This window comes from Enterobacter sp. 725m/11, assembly GCF_011683705.1.
In the GTDB taxonomy this organism is placed as follows: Bacteria; Pseudomonadota; Gammaproteobacteria; order Enterobacterales; family Enterobacteriaceae; genus Enterobacter; species Enterobacter bugandensis.
The window spans coordinates 40,896-57,498 of record NZ_JAAQOK010000034.1 but is presented as its reverse complement, the minus strand read 5'-3'; the positions used below and the strand labels follow the sequence as shown (position 1 = coordinate 57,498).

The 16,603-nt window shown below is 57.0% G+C and carries 11 protein-coding genes; 8 read left to right on the top strand and 3 right to left on the bottom strand.

The window, feature by feature from the left end:
- Window positions 1–191: 191 nt before the first annotated feature.
- Entirely contained in the window at window positions 192–1,220 is a 1,029-nt protein-coding gene (gene murB, locus HBA26_RS15485) for a UDP-N-acetylmuramate dehydrogenase (RefSeq protein WP_028014766.1), read from the top strand.
- A complete protein-coding gene (gene birA, locus HBA26_RS15480) occupies window positions 1,217–2,179 on the top strand; it encodes a bifunctional biotin--[acetyl-CoA-carboxylase] ligase/biotin operon repressor BirA (RefSeq protein ID WP_126345968.1) in 963 nt (320 codons plus the stop codon). The genes murB and birA overlap by 4 nt, the downstream gene beginning before the upstream one ends.
- A gap of 191 nt (window positions 2,180–2,370) precedes the next feature.
- Here birA and bcsG read toward each other — a convergent pair whose 3' ends face one another.
- From bcsG to bcsE, 3 genes are read right to left on the bottom strand one after another with little or no spacing between them, the layout of a single operon-like run.
- Complete coding sequence (gene bcsG, locus HBA26_RS15475; RefSeq protein WP_126345967.1) at window positions 2,371–4,050, bottom strand: cellulose biosynthesis protein BcsG; 1,680 nt, start codon at window positions 4,048–4,050, stop codon at window positions 2,371–2,373.
- On the bottom strand, window positions 4,043–4,237 hold the full coding sequence (bcsF, locus tag HBA26_RS15470; RefSeq protein WP_072201618.1) for a cellulose biosynthesis protein BcsF: 195 nt from the start codon (window positions 4,235–4,237) through the stop codon (window positions 4,043–4,045). The genes bcsG and bcsF overlap by 8 nt, the downstream gene beginning before the upstream one ends.
- Window positions 4,234–5,796, bottom strand: a complete 1,563-nt coding sequence (bcsE, locus tag HBA26_RS15465; protein ID WP_126345966.1) for a cellulose biosynthesis c-di-GMP-binding protein BcsE — start codon at window positions 5,794–5,796, stop codon at window positions 4,234–4,236. Before bcsE ends, bcsF begins: the two co-directional genes overlap by 4 nt.
- Before the next feature lie 174 nt (window positions 5,797–5,970).
- Between bcsE and bcsR the strand changes: the two genes are divergently transcribed.
- Genes bcsR through bcsC form a run of 6 tightly spaced genes read left to right on the top strand, consistent with a single transcriptional unit; the run spans window position 5,971 to window position 16,543 of the window.
- The gene (gene bcsR, locus HBA26_RS15460) at window positions 5,971–6,159 is read left to right on the top strand and encodes a cellulose biosynthesis protein BcsR (RefSeq protein WP_028014761.1); all 189 of its coding nucleotides are present in this window, start codon (window positions 5,971–5,973) and stop codon (window positions 6,157–6,159) included.
- Window positions 6,160–6,170: 11 nt separating this feature from the next.
- Window positions 6,171–6,923, top strand: a complete 753-nt coding sequence (gene bcsQ / locus HBA26_RS15455) for a cellulose biosynthesis protein BcsQ (RefSeq protein WP_028014760.1) — start codon at window positions 6,171–6,173, stop codon at window positions 6,921–6,923.
- The gene (gene bcsA, locus HBA26_RS15450; protein WP_028014759.1) at window positions 6,920–9,535 is read left to right on the top strand and encodes a UDP-forming cellulose synthase catalytic subunit; all 2,616 of its coding nucleotides are present in this window, start codon (window positions 6,920–6,922) and stop codon (window positions 9,533–9,535) included. Before bcsQ ends, bcsA begins: the two co-directional genes overlap by 4 nt.
- 10 nt (window positions 9,536–9,545) lie before the next feature.
- A complete protein-coding gene (gene bcsB, locus HBA26_RS15445; protein WP_126345965.1) occupies window positions 9,546–11,966 on the top strand; it encodes a cellulose biosynthesis cyclic di-GMP-binding regulatory protein BcsB in 2,421 nt (806 codons plus the stop codon).
- Window positions 11,967–11,972: 6 nt separating this feature from the next.
- Complete coding sequence (gene bcsZ, locus HBA26_RS15440) at window positions 11,973–13,079, top strand: cellulose synthase complex periplasmic endoglucanase BcsZ (RefSeq protein WP_048960028.1); 1,107 nt, start codon at window positions 11,973–11,975, stop codon at window positions 13,077–13,079.
- Complete coding sequence (gene bcsC, locus HBA26_RS15435; RefSeq protein WP_126345964.1) at window positions 13,061–16,543, top strand: cellulose synthase complex outer membrane protein BcsC; 3,483 nt, start codon at window positions 13,061–13,063, stop codon at window positions 16,541–16,543. The genes bcsZ and bcsC overlap by 19 nt, the downstream gene beginning before the upstream one ends.
- Window positions 16,544–16,603 lie beyond the last annotated feature (60 nt).

Genomic DNA, 16,603 nt, shown 5'->3' with positions numbered 1-16,603 from the left:
AAGTGAAACGCCGTAGCGCCGATGGTAGTGTGGGGTCTCCCCATGTGAGAGTAGGGAACTGCCAGGCATCAATTAAGTGAAGAGGCCATCCGAAAGGATGGCCTTTTTGCGTTTCTGCGCTGCACAAACTAATCCCCCAACGCCCTGCTTATACGGTAAACTACCTGCGTTTTTGCATCAGGATAGCGTCTATGAACCACTCCCTTAAGCCCTGGAATACCTTTGGCATTCAACGTAATGCTAATCAAATTGTACGTGCCGATACTGCACAGCAGCTGCTGGATGCATGGCAAAGCGCAACAGAAAATAACGAACCCGTACTGATTCTGGGCGAAGGAAGCAATGTCCTGTTTCTTGACGATTTCGCGGGAACGGTGATCGTTAACCGCATCATGGGCATTGGTGTGGAAGAGCATGCCGATAGCTGGCATCTGCACGTGGGGGCCGGAGAAAACTGGCATCAGCTGGTGCAATTTACCCTCGAAAAAGGGATGCCGGGTCTGGAAAACCTGGCGCTGATCCCAGGCTGCGCCGGATCGTCACCCATCCAAAACATCGGTGCCTACGGCATCGAACTGAAACATGTCTGTGAATATGTCGACTGCATCGAACTGGCGACCGGAACGGCTAAGCGCTTAACGGCAGAACAGTGTCGGTTTGGCTATCGTGACAGTATCTTCAAGCATGAATATCAGGATCGCTACGTGATTGTCGCCGTGGGCCTGCGTCTGCCAAAGAACTGGCAGCCGGTGCTGACCTATGGCGATTTAACGCGTCTCGATCCGGCAACTGTCACTCCCCGCGACGTATTTGACTCAGTTTGCCATATGCGAATGACCAAACTTCCCGATCCGAAAGTAAACGGAAATGCAGGAAGCTTCTTCAAAAATCCGGTTATTAGCAGCGAAAATGCAAAAGCCTTTCTTGAAGGATGGCCCACTGCGCCACATTATCCTCAGGCAGATGGCAGCGTGAAGCTGGCCGCTGGCTGGCTGATCGATCAATGCCAGTTAAAAGGCACGTCCGTAGGTGGCGCTGCCGTTCACCAGCAGCAGGCTCTGGTACTGATTAATCAACGCGATGCGACCAGCGATGATGTTGTACAGCTGGCGCATTATGTTCGTCAACGTGTGGGCGAAAAGTTTAACGTCTGGCTGGAGCCAGAAGTCCGCTTCATTGGCCGCACAGGTGAAGTGAATGCCGTGGAGACCATTGCGTGAAGGACAATACCATTCCGTTAACCCTGATTAGCATCCTTGCTGACGGGGAGTTTCACTCTGGCGAACAGCTGGGCGAGCAGCTGGGCATGAGCCGTGCCGGCATTAACAAGCATATCCAGACGCTTCGCGACTGGGGCGTCGATGTGTTCACTGTGCCGGGAAAAGGCTACAGCCTGCCGGAGCCAATTCAATTGCTGAATGAAGACGTCATCCGCAGCCAGCTTGGATACGGCAACGTTGCGGTGCTGCCGGTGATTGATTCGACGAACCAGTACCTTATGGACCGGCTGAGCGAACTCTCATCCGGCGATGCCTGTGTTGCTGAATACCAGCAGGCCGGTCGTGGCCGTCGCGGTCGCAAATGGTTCTCGCCATTTGGCGCCAATCTCTATCTGTCCATGTACTGGCGTCTGGAGCAGGGGCCTGCCGCAGCCATTGGCCTGAGTCTGGTCATTGGTATCGTCATGGCGGAAGTGCTGCACGATTTGGGTGCCGATCGGGTCCGCGTTAAGTGGCCAAACGATCTGTACCTTAACGATCGGAAACTTGCCGGTATTCTGGTCGAACTGACGGGTAAAACCGGTGATGCGGCGCAAATTGTTATTGGCGCGGGCCTCAATATGGTGATGCGTACTGTCCAGGATGATGTGGTGAATCAGGCCTGGACCAATCTCCAGGAAGCGGGGATCGTCATCGATCGTAACACCCTTGCCGTGCGCATGATTAAAGAGCTGCGCAGTTCACTCACGCTTTTTGAACAGGAAGGCCTGGCACCGTTCCTGTCTCGTTGGGAAAAGCTGGATAACTTCATCAACCGTCCGGTGAAGCTGCTGATTGGTGATAAAGAGATTTACGGCATTTCCCGCGGTATTGACGCACAGGGCGCGCTGCTTCTGGAGCAGGATGGCGCGATCAAGCCCTGGGTGGGCGGTGAGATTTCCCTGCGAAGCGCCGAATAACCGGATGGAGTAAACGATGCGAAAATCCGTCTGCGCTACCCTGGCATTTAACGATGGGGCAGCCTTCCGGAGAGCCCGAAATCACCTCTAAAGACGACGATTCGGCAAGTCTGAAAATGCGGGTGTGGATTTCAGCGCAACAATGACGCACTGACTATCCCCTCTCCCCTGTGGGAAGAGGGGGAAATCAGTTACTGCGGATACGGTACCCAGTCCCCGCCGTTCAGGCGAACGTACGGTTTGTTCTGATACTGAATCACCACCGCGTTGGCGTTCTCGGAGACTTCTGCCGTTTGCGGCAGGTTGCTGGTGAGCTGATCCCAGTTCACGCTATCTTCCACAAACAGCTTCCCGTCAACGGCGCGGGCAACCAGTTCTGAAATCGCCAGATAGCTGCTTGGCTGGGTAATCTCAATTGGTGTGCCCTGGTGCGGTGCCTTCATACCAAAGAATTTAATGCCTGCAGGCACGTTGGTAATGGACGGGCTTGGGATATCGCGCAGGCCGGATACCTGCATTCTGTCGCCTTTCAGCGCGCCACCGTGCTCAGGTACCACGACCACCATCACTTTACGGCCAGATTTTTCCAGCTCCGTGAAGAACGCGTCCAGCTCGTCGAAGAATTTCTGCGCCCGCACTTTGTAATCCGCCGTTTTACTCACCCCCGGGAAGTGGTTACCGTCGTGAAGCGGCAGGGTGTTATAGAACGTTGCACTGCGCGGATTACTGTCTTTTTCGATGGTCTGCAGCCAGCGCTGCAGCACGGCGGTATCGTCATAAACCGGCGAGCCATCGAAGCCCAGCAGCGTAACGGGAAGACCGGTTTGATCCATCAGTGGCGCCTGCATGCCACCCTGTTCACGTACCTCTTTCAGGAAGTTACCGAACTGACCGTTATGCCCCAGCATCAGGTGCTGCGTAAAGCCCAGCTTCGCGAGATTATCGAACAAATAACACTGGTTGCCAGCGGGTTGATACAGGTTTTTATGCGATGCCTGACCGCAGCTTGCTCGCAGCAGGCGGATTGCCGCCGGGCCGCTGTATGAGGTGGCAGAGTTAAAATCTTTAAACTGGATGTCAAAGTGGGACCACAGCGGGTGAGACATCAAACCGGCGGCATCCACGTCAGCCCAGGAGAGGGAACAGATGTTAATCACCAGCAGCTCAAACGGCTGCGCATCGGCTGGCAGCGCATCCGGGAATTTCGTCTGTCGCTTATCTTCAGCGGTATAGAAGCTGGAGAGCCAGGCATTAAGATTGGTGGAGGTCGGCGGTGCAGTCTGCGTTGGAATATCGCCCACCACCGGCGTATCGCCTGCCGTTGTAACGGTAGCCGCTGCGCTTCCTCCCGTCGTGGTCACCGTTGTCGTCGGCTGGCCGGCAGGCCACAGGGAAAAGCTTGGCCCCGCCAGCGTCAGCACGTTAAGCCAGATCATAATGGCGACGACAAACACCGTGACGCGGATCCACTGAGACAGGAACAGCCAGGCAACCAGCAGGACAAAGACGGCGCCAATCATCTGCCAGTTAATGAAACGCTCAACCAGGTCAAGCATATAGTCTGCGCTGAAGCCCGCGACCTGCGATCCCTGGCTCATTATGCTTTCCGGACCAGGCAGCCAGGTATCGTGCCAGAACAGCGCAAAGCCGATGGGGATGGCCACCCAATGGCGTAAACGATGCAGCCTGATGTTCGGCAGAGGCATCAGCAGGAAGGCCATAAACACCAGGTTAAGCAGGGGATGGAAATTCAGATAACCTGCCCAAAGCAGGCCAAACTTCACCAGAAAGTAGAAGTTCCAGCCGGAAAGGCCGCGCCAGTATTGCCAGAGCGGCGAGGGTGACGAAGCGGTATAGGATGAATTAGTCATGTTTACGGTCTGCCTTGACGTGTGATGCCCGTGTCAGTGTTCCGGCTGGTTTTACATAGCGAGGTTTTACAAACATCACTCTGGCCGTATCACGGATACGGCGTATGGAATGGCGTGCATAGTAGCCAAGCGGGAAAAAGATCAGCGCGCAGAATACGACCAGTTGGATGATATCGCTGATATTCATGATGGTGCGTTCTCCCCGTTCTCAGTTAATAAGCGAAGGGGTTCCGGAACCCGACGCCAGACATGTCCGTCATGTCTGGCATTGAGGAGCGGTTTTACATCGCTCGTGATTGCGAGCGGTTTAACCCATTGTTCAGGCTGGAGAGCGCGCATTTGCACCAGCTCTGCGCTGATAGCATTATCTTCGAACCAAATCATACGGTTCGAGAAAATATCCCCGGTTGGCAGGGGGAAGATGTGGTTAAGCGCAGTATCAAGATCGTTGACCCGGCAAAACGACAAAAATAGCACCAGGCGATTGTCGCCAATGGTCATGATGTCCCCTGTACGGTTCGGGCGACACAGGGTGAGCGCCTGCTCAACGCGAATGCCCGGGACCGGCCGCAGGGCAACCATAACCCCTTTCCCGTCCGCCGGAAGTAACGTGTTGCTCATCATGTTGCCGACGGCATCGCAGAACGTATCCCATTTCTGGTAGCCACGCAGCTTCATCGGCTGGGTCATGGAGAGCAGCGTGGAGATATCTTCCGGGACATGGCGGCTGAACTGCTGACCCTGAACGCTTTCAATAAGCGTCAGGCAGCGTGACAGTGGCGCATTCCAGGGGATAACCATATTTGCCCCGCAGCCCAGAAGCAGACGCTCATCGGTAGCACGCAGGCTGGTATTATTTTCGCGCACCACAATTTTTAACGCGCTGCCGCGCTGGCGGCGCAGGGTATGAATTTGTCTCGCCAGCGTTTCAATCTGATTATTCTGCATCAACGAGAAAACGAGGGTGGCTGCCTGGGTGGTGCGGGCTTCATGAAAAAGCGCTTCGTTAGACTCAAACAGTGACCAGTTTTCCGAAAGCGCGGGCGCGCCCTCTAAAACCGCAATATGGCTCAGGATGCGCTTTTCATCGCTGCGCGGCTGCACCACGGTTTCTTCCTGCTGTGCCAGGTGCCATTTCCCCTCAATAGGTTTAAGAGTCAGCTGTTGCCTGGCGCTCACGCCCTTTTCATTGCACCAGAAGGCAATATCGTAGAGATAGCTGCCTGCCTGGTCACGAAGACTTGCCAGCCCGAACAGGGAGCGATATTCGCCCATCAAAAGTGAGAACAGCTTGTCATTATTACTGCCGGGGTTGACGACCAATAGCGTGCAATTTTGAAACTTTGCCCATTTATTGATTTTTTCCAGCCACGACAGCAGTTTTTCAGCAGGAATATTTTGCAGTATGTTATTTGCACATTTAAGAATCACTAAATAGTGATCCGGATCTATAGAGCACTGAACGTCGCGGGACAAAAAGTATAGACTATCCGCTTCCGCTGACATAGAAAACAAACGTACTTTCTGGGGGCCGCTGTCGCTTTCCAGCGTAATTATTTTCTTCGGCTCTTCGCCCATGCTAATGACGGCCACGCGGGAATCCTTATCCTGAGCGGCAATTGTCTGGTTTACCAGGCTGATAGCGTCTTCATTACGATCCGTATTAATCCACCAGACTCCACCGACTGGCATGTGGCTCAATTCGTCCCATAATGACTGGATGCCAATAGAAAATATGGAGTCCACGATGTCCCTCTTTTCGTCTAATTTGCCTGTATCTCAGTTTACTAGCGAAAGCGTAGAAATAAACCTAACATTGAAATTAAAGAACATCAGATTTAGCATGTAAATGAAATTTGTCAGGGCAGGATGCCCCGCAACTTCCGAGCGTGCGATTTTCCTCAAAGGGATGGAATAAGAATGGATAATAACGAACCTGCAACCCCAGTCGACTCGACTCTGGGTTACACATTCCAAAACGATTTTCTGGCGCTGGCGCAGGCCTTTTCTCTACCTGAAATAGATTACACCGATATTTCCCAGCGGGAACAGTTGGCTGCTGCTATTAAACGCTGGCCGTTATTAGCTGAATTCGCCCATCAACATTAAGGGAGCCATTGATGGCCATACTCGGATTACAGGGCGTCCGTGGCGGTGTGGGTACCACATCTGTTACCGCGGCGCTGGCGTGGTCATTACAGCTTTTAGGTGAATCGGTGCTGGTGATTGACGCCTGCGCCGATAATTTGCTGCGTATGTCGTTCAACGTCGATTTCACTCGCGAAGAGGGCTGGGCCCGCGCGCTGCTTGATGACAAAGACTGGCGGGATGCGGGGCTACGCTATACCTCCCAGCTGGATTTACTGCCTTTTGGCCAACTGACCACCACAGAACGCGAGAATGAAGCCGCCTATCAGCGTCTGTTTTCGCAGTTCACGCTTGCGCTGCAGAGCCTGAAAGAAAAGGGGCACTACCAGTGGATCCTGCTGGATCTGCCGCACGGCGCCGGGACGCTGACCCGGCAGCTCATCGCCCAGTGCGATCATGTACTTTCCGTGGTGAACGTCGATGCGAACTGCCATATTCGCCTGCATCAGCAGGGACTGCCTCAGAACGCGCACCTCCTGATTAACGATTTACGTATCGGTAGCCAAATCCAGGACGATCTCTATCAGGTGTGGCTGCAAAGCCAGCGCCGCCTGCTTCCCATTGTGATTCATCGGGATGAGGGGATGGCGGAATGCCTCGCCTCCAAGCAGCCGCTGGGCGAATACCGCAGCGACTCGCTGGCAGCAGAAGAGATCCTGACGCTGGCGAACTGGTGTCTGCTGAACTTCGCCAGCAAGGCGGAGCCTGCCGGGAGTTCGGTATGAGTCGACTCGCCAGCTGGCTTCTCATCCCGCCGGTCAGTTCGCGTTTGAGCGACCATTACCGGCACTTTCGCCGGCATGGTGCTCCGGCATTCAGCGCCGCGCTCGGCTGTTTCTGGCTGATTCTGGCCTGGACGTTCATTCCGCTCGAGCACCCGCGCTGGCAGCGCATCCGTGCGCGTCACGGCGAATTATACCCACACATTAACCCCGACCGACCACGGCCTTTGGACCCGGCGCGCTATCTTATTCAGGCCGTCTGGCTGGCAATATCGTCATCCCGAACGGAGAAAATAACGCCGCACTGGCGCAGCTATTCCCGCGTACAGCAGTTACGTGAACGCTATCATCAGTGGCTGGATAAACTGCCCGCTAGCGTCAGCGATAAGACCAGCCATCTGGATAACCATAAAGAGCTTGGGCATCTCCACCCAGGCTTGCGGCGTTTTATTCTCGGCGTGATTGTCGTGTTCTCGCTCATTCTGGCGCTGGTCTGTATTACGCAACCTTTCAACCCGCTGGCGCAGTTCATCTTCCTGATCCTGCTGTGGGGCGTGGCGTTGCTGGTTCGCCGTATTCCGGGCCGTTTCTCGGCGCTGATGCTGATTGTGCTGTCGTTGACGGTTTCCTGCCGCTACATCTGGTGGCGTTACACCTCAACGCTGAACTGGGACGACCCGGTCAGCCTGGTGTGTGGTCTGGTGCTGCTGTTTGCTGAGACCTACGCGTGGATTGTGCTGGTGCTAGGCTATTTCCAGGTGATCTGGCCGCTCAACCGCCAGCCGGTTCCGCTGCCTAAAGACACCACGCAGTGGCCGACCGTCGATCTCTTCGTCCCGACCTATAACGAAGACCTGAGCGTGGTGAAAAACACCATCTATGCCGCGCTGGGCATCGACTGGCCGAAAGATAAGCTCAAAGTCTGGATCCTGGATGACGGCAACCGTCCGGCGTTTCGCCAGTTTGCGGAAGAGGTCGGCGTTGAGTACATCGCCCGCCCGACTCACGAGCACGCGAAGGCCGGGAATATCAACAACGCCCTGAAGTATGCCTCCGGGGAGTTCGTCTCGATTTTTGACTGTGACCACGTGCCGACGCGCTCGTTCCTGCAGATGACCATGGGCTGGTTCCTGAAAGAGAAAGAGCTGGCGATGATGCAGACGCCGCACCACTTCTTCTCGCCGGACCCGTTTGAACGTAACCTTGGCCGCTTCCGCAAAACCCCGAACGAAGGCACGCTGTTCTATGGGCTGGTGCAGGACGGGAACGACATGTGGGATGCCACCTTCTTCTGCGGCTCCTGCGCGGTTATCCGCCGTAAGCCGCTGGATGAAATTGGCGGAATTGCTGTTGAAACGGTAACGGAAGATGCGCATACCTCGCTGCGCCTGCACCGCCGCGGCTATACCTCTGCCTATATGCGTATCCCTCAGGCCGCCGGTCTGGCGACGGAATCACTCTCGGCGCACATTGGTCAGCGTATTCGCTGGGCACGCGGCATGGTGCAGATTTTCCGCCTCGATAACCCGCTGATAGGCAAAGGGCTCAAGCTGGCGCAACGTCTCTGCTACGTCAACGCCATGTTCCACTTCTTGTCCGGCATCCCGCGGCTGATCTTCCTGACCGCGCCGCTGGCGTTCCTGCTCCTTCACGCCTATATCATTTACGCCCCCGCGCTGATGATTGCGCTGTTCGTTCTGCCGCACATGATCCACGCGAGCCTGACGAACTCGAAGATTCAGGGCAAATACCGGCACTCCTTCTGGAGTGAAATCTACGAAACGGTGCTGGCGTGGTACATCGCGCCGCCGACGATGGTCGCGCTGATTAACCCGCACAAAGGGAAATTCAACGTCACCGCGAAGGGCGGTCTGGTGGAAGAGGAGTACGTCGACTGGGTGATCTCCCGCCCGTATATCTTCCTCGTGCTGCTGAATATTGTCGGCGTGATAGCCGGTATCTGGCGCTACTTCTACGGCCCGGAAAACGAAATCCTGACCGTCTTTGTCAGTATGGCCTGGGTGTTCTACAACCTGATTATCCTCGGCGGCGCGGTGGCGGTGTCGGTAGAGAGTAAACAGGTTCGTCGCGCGCATCGCGTTGAAATCTGCATGCCTGCGGCGATCGCCCGTGAAGATGGTCACCTCTTCTCCTGTACGGTGCACGACTTCTCTGACGGTGGCCTGGGGATCAAAATCAACGGCCAGGCGAAAGTGCTGGAAGGGCAGAAGGTTAACCTGCTGCTTAAGCGCGGACAGCAGGAGTATGTCTTCCCGACGCAGGTTGTGCGTGTGGCAGGCAGTGAAGTGGGTCTGCAGCTGATGCCGTTGACCAAAAAGCAACACATTGATTTTGTGCAGTGTACGTTTGCCCGTGCGGATACATGGGCTCTCTGGCAGGACAGCTTCCCGGAAGATAAACCACTGGAAAGCCTGCTGGATATTCTGAAGCTGGGGTTCCGTGGCTATCGTCACCTTGCAGAATTTGCCCCGTCGTCGGTGAAATTAATTTTCCGGTCACTTACTTCGCTGGTTTCCTGGGTCGTGTCGTTCATTCCTCGTCGTCCCGAGCGGGATGAGACGAAGCAGGCGGACCCGGTTATGGCTCAACAATGATGATAACGCGATGAAAACAAAACTTTCCTGGTTATGTGCAGTGGCAATGGGAGTGAGTGCACTTCCCGCAACAATGGCTAACGCAGCACCCGGTAACGCAGCGGCGACGCCTGCGCCGACGGTACCTGTCGTCGCGCAGGCAACCGATCCGGTTGTTACGGCGGCACCCGGTCAAACAGAAAACATCATTCCGAACCAGCCAACGGAGGGGAACACCCTGCCGGCCGTGAATCCGGTCATCGGGCAGGTGATGCCGGGCGTGCGGGGGGCTAACGCGCCCGTTGTCGCAGATAATGTGCCGTCGCGGGACGTGAAGCTGACCTTCGCGCAAATTGCGCCGCCGCCGGGTAGCATGGTGCTTCGCGGCGTCAACCCTAACGGCAGCATTGAATTTGGTATGCGCAGCGATGAGGTTGTTTCAAATGCGGTACTGAACCTTGAATACACCCCGTCGCCATCCCTGCTGCCGACGCAGTCTCAACTGAAGGTCTACCTGAACGATGAACTGATGGACGTTCTGCCGGTGACCAAAGAGCAGCTGGGTAAGAAAACACAGGCGCAGGTGCCGATTAACCCGCTCTTCATCACCGACTTTAACCGTATCCGTCTGGAGTTTGTTGGTCACTACCGCGATGTCTGCGAAAACCCCGCCAGCAATACGCTGTGGCTGGACGTCGGGCGTAACTCCTCGCTGCAGATGACCTACCAGCCGCTGGCGCTGAAAAACGATCTGTCGGCGTTCCCGGTTCCGTTCTTCGACCCGCGTGATAACCGTCCGCTCACGCTGCCGATGGTGTTTGCATCGTCCCCTGACGTGACCGAGCAGCTGGCGGCGACCATTGTGGCCTCCTGGTTTGGCTCCCGCTCCGGCTGGCGCGGTCAGAACTTCCCGGTGATGTATGACAAAATGCCGGACAGGAACGCGATTGTCTTTGCAACCAACGCGAAGCGTCCGGGCTTCCTGCGCGACCACCCGGAAGTCAAAGCGCCAACCATTGAGATGGTAAGCCACCCGGATAACCCGTACGTGAAGCTGCTGGTGGTCTTTGGTCGTGATGATAAAGATCTGGTCCAGGCCGCGAAGGCGATTGCTCAGGGCAACGTCCTTTTCCGCGGCAACAGCGTGGTGGTGGACGAAGTTAAGCCGCTGCTGGCGCGTAAACCTTATGACGCGCCAAACTGGGTGCGTACCGACCGCGCCGTGACGTTTGGTGAACTAAAAACCTATGAAGAGCAGCTGCAGGCCTCCGGCCTTGAGCCATCGCCGATTAGCCTGTCGCTGAACCTGCCGCCGGATCTGTACCTGCTGCGCACCAACGGCATTGATATCAATCTCAACTACCGCTATACCGCGCCGGCGACGAAAGACAGCTCGCGCATGGATATCAGCCTGAACAACCAGTTCCTGCAATCGTTCAGTCTGCAAAGTACCCAGGACACCAACCGTCTGATGCTCCGCCTGCCGGTGCTGCAGGGGCTGCTGGACGGAAAAACGGACGTCTCTATTCCGGCGCTGAAGCTTGGCGCGATCAACCAGCTGCGTTTTGATTTCCAGTACATGAACCCGATGCCTGGCGGTTCGGTGGATAACTGCATCACCTTCCAGCCGGTACAAAACCACGTTGTGATCGGCGATGAGTCGACCATCGACTTCTCGAAGTACTACCATTTCCTGGCGATGCCGGATCTGCGTGCCTTTGCTAACGCGGGCTTCCCGTTCAGCCGCATGGCCGATCTCTCTGAATCCATTGTGGTGATGCCAAAAGCGCCAAACGAAGGTCAGGTGACGACCCTGCTCGACACCATGGCAACCGTAGGCGCGCAAACCGGATTACCGGCAGTTAACGTCACGTTGACGGACGATGGCAGTCAGATCCAGAACAAAGATGCGGATATCATGGTGATCGGCACCATCCCGGACAAGCTGAAGGATGAAAAACGTATCGACCTGCTGGTGAAAGCCACCGAGTCGTGGGTTAACACGCCGCTTCGCCAGACCGAGTTCCCAAGCATTATGCCGGACGTGAACGACCGTAAGGCCAGCGCGCAGACGGCCGTAACCTCTCAGGGGGCGATGGCTGCGGTGGTGGGCTTCCAGTCTCCTTACAACGATCAGCGTAGCGTGATAGCCCTGCTGGCGGACAGCCCGCGCGGCTATGAGCTGCTGAATACCGCGATGAACGACAGCGGCAAACGTGCCGCGATGTTTGGTTCTGTGTCGGTGATCCGCGAGTCCGGCGTCAACAGCCTGCGCGTGGGTGATGTGTATTACGTCGGCCATCTGCCGTGGTTCGAGCGCCTGTGGTATGCGCTGTCGAACCATCCGGTTCTGCTCGCCATCCTGGCTGCGGTCAGCGTGGTCTTGCTGGCATGGGTGCTGTGGCGTCTGCTGCGCATCATCAGCCGTCGTCGCCTTAACCCGGATGAGTAAGACGTGATGAAAGCCTTTCGCTGGTGTGTAGTCGCAGCGTTGATGCTGGCGGCGATCCCTCTTCGCGCCGCCTGTACCTGGCCTGCCTGGGAACAGTTTAAAAAGGATTACATCAGCGAGGGCGGGCGCGTCATCGATCCGAGCGACACGCGCAAAATTACAACGTCGGAAGGGCAAAGCTATGCGTTGTTCTTTGCCCTGGCCGCTAACGATCGCAAGGCGTTTGACCAGCTGCTGACGTGGACGCGCGATAACCTCGCCAGCGGCAATCTCAACGATCGTCTACCCGCCTGGCTCTGGGGACAGAAAGACAAAGAAAACTGGGGGGTGATTGACACCAACTCCGCCTCAGATGCCGATGTCTGGATTGCCTGGTCGCTGCTCGAAGCGGGCCGGTTATGGAAAGACCCGGACTATACCCAAACGGGCAAGGCACTGCTAAAACGCATTGCCAGCGAGGAAGTGGTGAAAGTGCCGGGGCTCGGCTCAATGCTGCTTCCCGGTAAAGTCGGTTTTGCCGAAGAAAACGCCTGGCGCTTTAACCCCAGCTACCTTCCTCCACAGTTAGCGAGCTATTTCACCCGCTACGGTGCCCCGTGGACCACGCTGCGTGAAACCAATCTGCGGCTGCTGCTGGAAAGCGCGCCGAAGGGATTCTCGCCGAACTGGGTGCAGTATCAGAAAAACAAAGGCTGGCAGCTACAGCAGGATAAAACGCTGGAAGGGGGGTATGACGCCATCCGTGTCTACCTTTGGGTGGGCATGATGAGCGATAAAGATCCTCAAAAAGCCCGGCTGCTGACGCGCTTCCAGCCGATGGCGGCAAAGACAATCAAACAGGGCGTGCCGCCGGAGAAAGTGGATGTGGCGACGGGTAAACACAACGGCAATGGCCCGGTCGGGTTCTCTGCCGCGATGCTGCCGTTTTTACAGCAGCGCGATGCCCAGGCGGTTCAGCGCCAGCGCGTGGCAGATCATTTTCCCGATAACAATGCCTACTACAGCTATGTATTGACTCTTTTTGGTCAGGGATGGGATCAGCATCGTTTTCGCTTCACCGCTAAGGGTGAATTAATACCGGATTGGGGCCAGGAATGCGCAAGTTCACAGTAAATCTACTCACTCTAACGCTTGGGCTGGCACTGATGCCGCTGGCGCAGGCCGTTAACTCTCCGCAGCAGAAACAGCTGCTGGAGCAGGTTCGGCTGGGCGAATCGACCCATCGCGAGGATTTGGTTCGTCAGTCGCTCTACCGTCTTGAGCTGATCGATCCGAACAACCCTGACGTCATTGCCGCCCGCTTTCGCTACCTGCTGCGCCAGGGCGATAACGCCGGAGCGCAAAAAGAGCTGGACCGCCTGAAGGGGATCGCCCCTGACTCCGGCGCGTACCAGTCCTCACGCAATACCATGCTGCTTTCCACCCCGGATGGTCGCCAGCAGCTTCAGCAGGCGCGCTTACTCGCTACGACAGGGCACACGCAGGAGGCGATTGCCGCCTATGACAAGCTCTTTGACGGTAACCCGCCGGGCGGCGACGTGGCGACGGAATACTGGAATGTGGTGGCGAAAGATCCTGCCCGTCGCGCTTCGGCCATCAACCAGCTGAAAAAAATAAACAGCAGCAGCCCCGGGAATACCCAGCTCCAGACGACGCTGGCCCAGCTTCTGTTCCAGAGCGGACGCCGTGATGAAGGCTTTGCGGTGCTGCAGGAGATGGCTAAATCCACCGGCGGCCGCGGCCAGGCCTCTGACATGTGGTATGAGCAGATCAAAGACCAGCCTGCCAGCAGCGCCAGCGTCACCGCGCTGCAAAAATACCTGACCGTCTTCAGCGACGGCGATAGCGTCGCGGCGGCGCGCGCCCAGCTTGAGGCGCAGCAAAAGCAGCTCGCTGACCCGGCGTTCCGCGCGAAAGCGGAAGGGCTGGCGGCGGTGGATGCCGGGCAGGGGAGTAAGGCGGTGGCGGAGCTGCAAAAAGCCGTCAGCGCCAACCATGCCGACAGTGAAGCGGTGGGGGCTCTGGGGCAGGCCTATTCCCAGAAAGGCGACCGCGCCCGCGCGGTGGCACAGTTTGAAAAGGCGATTGCCCTCGATCCGCAGAGCGATAACCGCGGGAAATGGGACAGCTTGCTGAAGGTTAACCGCTACTGGCTGCTGATCCAGCAGGGGGATGCGGCGCTGAAGGCGAATAACCCGGCGCAGGCGGAGCGTTACTATCAGCAGGCGCGCAACGTCGACAATACCGACAGCTATGCGGTGCTGGGGCTGGGAGATGCCGCTGCGGCGCGTAAAGATAACGACGCGGCGGAGCGTTATTACCGCCAGGCGTTACGTATGGACAGCAGCAACAGCAATGCGGTTCGCGGCCTTGCCAATGTTTACCGCGCGCAGTCCCCGGAGAAAGCCTCGCAGTTTATCCAGTCGCTCTCTGCCAGCCAGCGCCGGAGTATTGATGATATTGAGCGTAGCCTGACTAACGAGCAGCTTTCCGCCCAGGCAGAACAGCTGGAGAGTCAGGGGAAATACGCTCAGGCGGCAGAAATTCAGCGTCGCCGTCTGGCACTCTCGCCCGGTGACGTCTGGATAACGTATCGTCTCTCGCGCGATCTCTACAGCGCGGGCCAGCGCAGCCAGGCGGATACCCTGATGCGCCAGCTTGCCAGCCAGAAACCGTCTGACCCGGAGCAGGTGTATGCCAACGGGCTCTACCTGTCCGGAAACGATCAGGACCGGGCCGCGCTGGCGCATCTGAATACCCTGCCGCGCAGCCAGTGGAACGGCAATATTCAGGAGCTTGCCGACCGTCTGCAAAGCAATCAGGTGCTGGAAACCGCCAACCGCCTGCGCGACAGCGGCAAAGAGCAGGAGGCGGAAAATCTTCTGCGTCAACAGCCTGCCTCTACCCGCATAGACCTGACGCTGGCGGACTGGGCGCAGCAGCGTGGCGATCTGAACGCGGCGAAAACGACGTACAGCGCCGTCCTGCAGCGTGAGCCGCAGAACGAAGATGCGATCCTCGGTCTGACCGAAATTTACAGCGCGGAAGGTAACAAAGATGCCGCCCGTGCGGAGCTCGCGAAACTGCCCGCCGCGCAAAACGGCCAGCCGCTGTCGCTCAACATGCAGCGCCGGATCGCGATGGCGCAGGCAGGACTGGGCGATTCCGCTGCCGCAGAACAGACCTTCAGCAAAATCATTCCGCAGGCTAAATCGCAGCCCGCCTCCATGGAAAGCGCGCTGGTGCTGCGTGACGCTGCCCGCTTCCAGACGCAAAACGGCCAGCCGCAGCAGGCGCTGGAGACGTATAAAGATGCGATGGTGTCGTCCGGCATCACCACGACGCGTCCGGTGGACAATGACAGTTTCACCCGTCTGACGCGTAACGATGAAAAAGATGACTGGCTGAAGCGCGGCGTGCGCAGTGACGCCGGTGATTTGTACCGTCAGCAGGATGTTAACGTCACGCTGCAGCACGACTACTGGGGCTCCAGCGGTACGGGCGGCTATTCTGACCTGAAAGCGCATACCACCATGCTCCAGGTGGACGCCCCGCTCTCTGACGGGCGCATGTTCTTCAGAAGCGATCTGGTCAACATGGACGCCGGCACCTTTGATAACAATAACGGAACTTACGACCCTAAATGGGGGACCTGCTACGACACGCCGTGTAGCGGCAACACCAGCCAGAGCGACAGCGGCGCCAGCGTCGCCGTTGGCTGGCAGAATAAAACCTGGGCGATGGATATTGGTACCACGCCAATGGGCTTTGACGTCGTCGACGTGGTGGGCGGTATCAGCTACAGCAGCGATTTAGGCCCCATCGGCTACACCGTCAACGCCCATCGTCGGCCTATCTCCAGCTCTCTGCTGGCGTTCGCCGGGCAAAAAGATACCAATACCGGCACCACCTGGGGCGGCGTGCGCGCGACGGGCGGCGGGGTAAGCATCAGCTATGACAAAGGCGAGGCGAACGGCATCTGGTCAAGCCTGAACGCGGAAACGCTGACCGGTAAAAATGTGGAAGATAACTGGCGCGTCCGCTGGATGACGGGTTATTACTACAAGCTCATTAATAAAAACAACGAGCGCCTGACGGTCGGCGTCTCCAATATGCTCTGGCACTACGATAAGGATCTGAGCGGCTATTCCCTCGGTCAGGGCGGCTACTACAGCCCGCAGGAGTATGTCTCCTTCGCGCTGCCGGTGACCTGGCGTAAGCGTACGGAAAACTGGTCCTGGGAGCTGGGTGGCTCGGTGTCCTGGTCCCACTCCAAAACCAAAGACGAGCTGCGTTACCCGATCCAGAGCCTGATCCCGACCGATGAGCCAGGCCGCTATACCGACCGTGGCGCGATGGAAACCGGCAGCTCCTCCTCCGGGACGGGTTATACCGCGCGGGCAATTATCGAACGCCGGGTCACCTCCAACTGGTTTGTGGGTATGGGCGTGGATATTCAGGAAGCGAAAGATTACACCCCAAGCCATGCGCTAATTTATGTGCGCTACTCTGCTGCAGGCTGGCAGGGCGATATGGACTTACCGCCGCAGCCGCTTATTCCTTATGCGGACTGGTAATCGGATTTTCCTTAATCCATTTGTAAGTCTCTCTTAATAGCGCGGCAATCGGGTATACTC

Bases quoted from the DNA above. Each gene is read 5' to 3' on its own strand.
- bcsF (WP_072201618.1), bottom strand. From the start codon at position 4,237: ATGAATATCAGCGATATCATCCAACTGGTCGTATTCTGCGCGCTGATC.
- bcsC (WP_126345964.1), top strand. From the start codon at position 13,061: ATGCGCAAGTTCACAGTAAATCTACTCACTCTAACGCTTGGGCTGGCA.
- bcsG (WP_126345967.1), bottom strand. From the start codon at position 4,050: ATGACTAATTCATCCTATACCGCTTCGTCACCCTCGCCGCTCTGGCAA.
- bcsB (WP_126345965.1), top strand. From the start codon at position 9,546: ATGAAAACAAAACTTTCCTGGTTATGTGCAGTGGCAATGGGAGTGAGT.
- bcsQ (WP_028014760.1), top strand. From the start codon at position 6,171: ATGGCCATACTCGGATTACAGGGCGTCCGTGGCGGTGTGGGTACCACA.
- bcsZ (WP_048960028.1), top strand. From the start codon at position 11,973: ATGAAAGCCTTTCGCTGGTGTGTAGTCGCAGCGTTGATGCTGGCGGCG.
- bcsR (WP_028014761.1), top strand. From the start codon at position 5,971: ATGGATAATAACGAACCTGCAACCCCAGTCGACTCGACTCTGGGTTAC.
- murB (WP_028014766.1), top strand. From the start codon at position 192: ATGAACCACTCCCTTAAGCCCTGGAATACCTTTGGCATTCAACGTAAT.
- bcsA (WP_028014759.1), top strand. From the start codon at position 6,920: ATGAGTCGACTCGCCAGCTGGCTTCTCATCCCGCCGGTCAGTTCGCGT.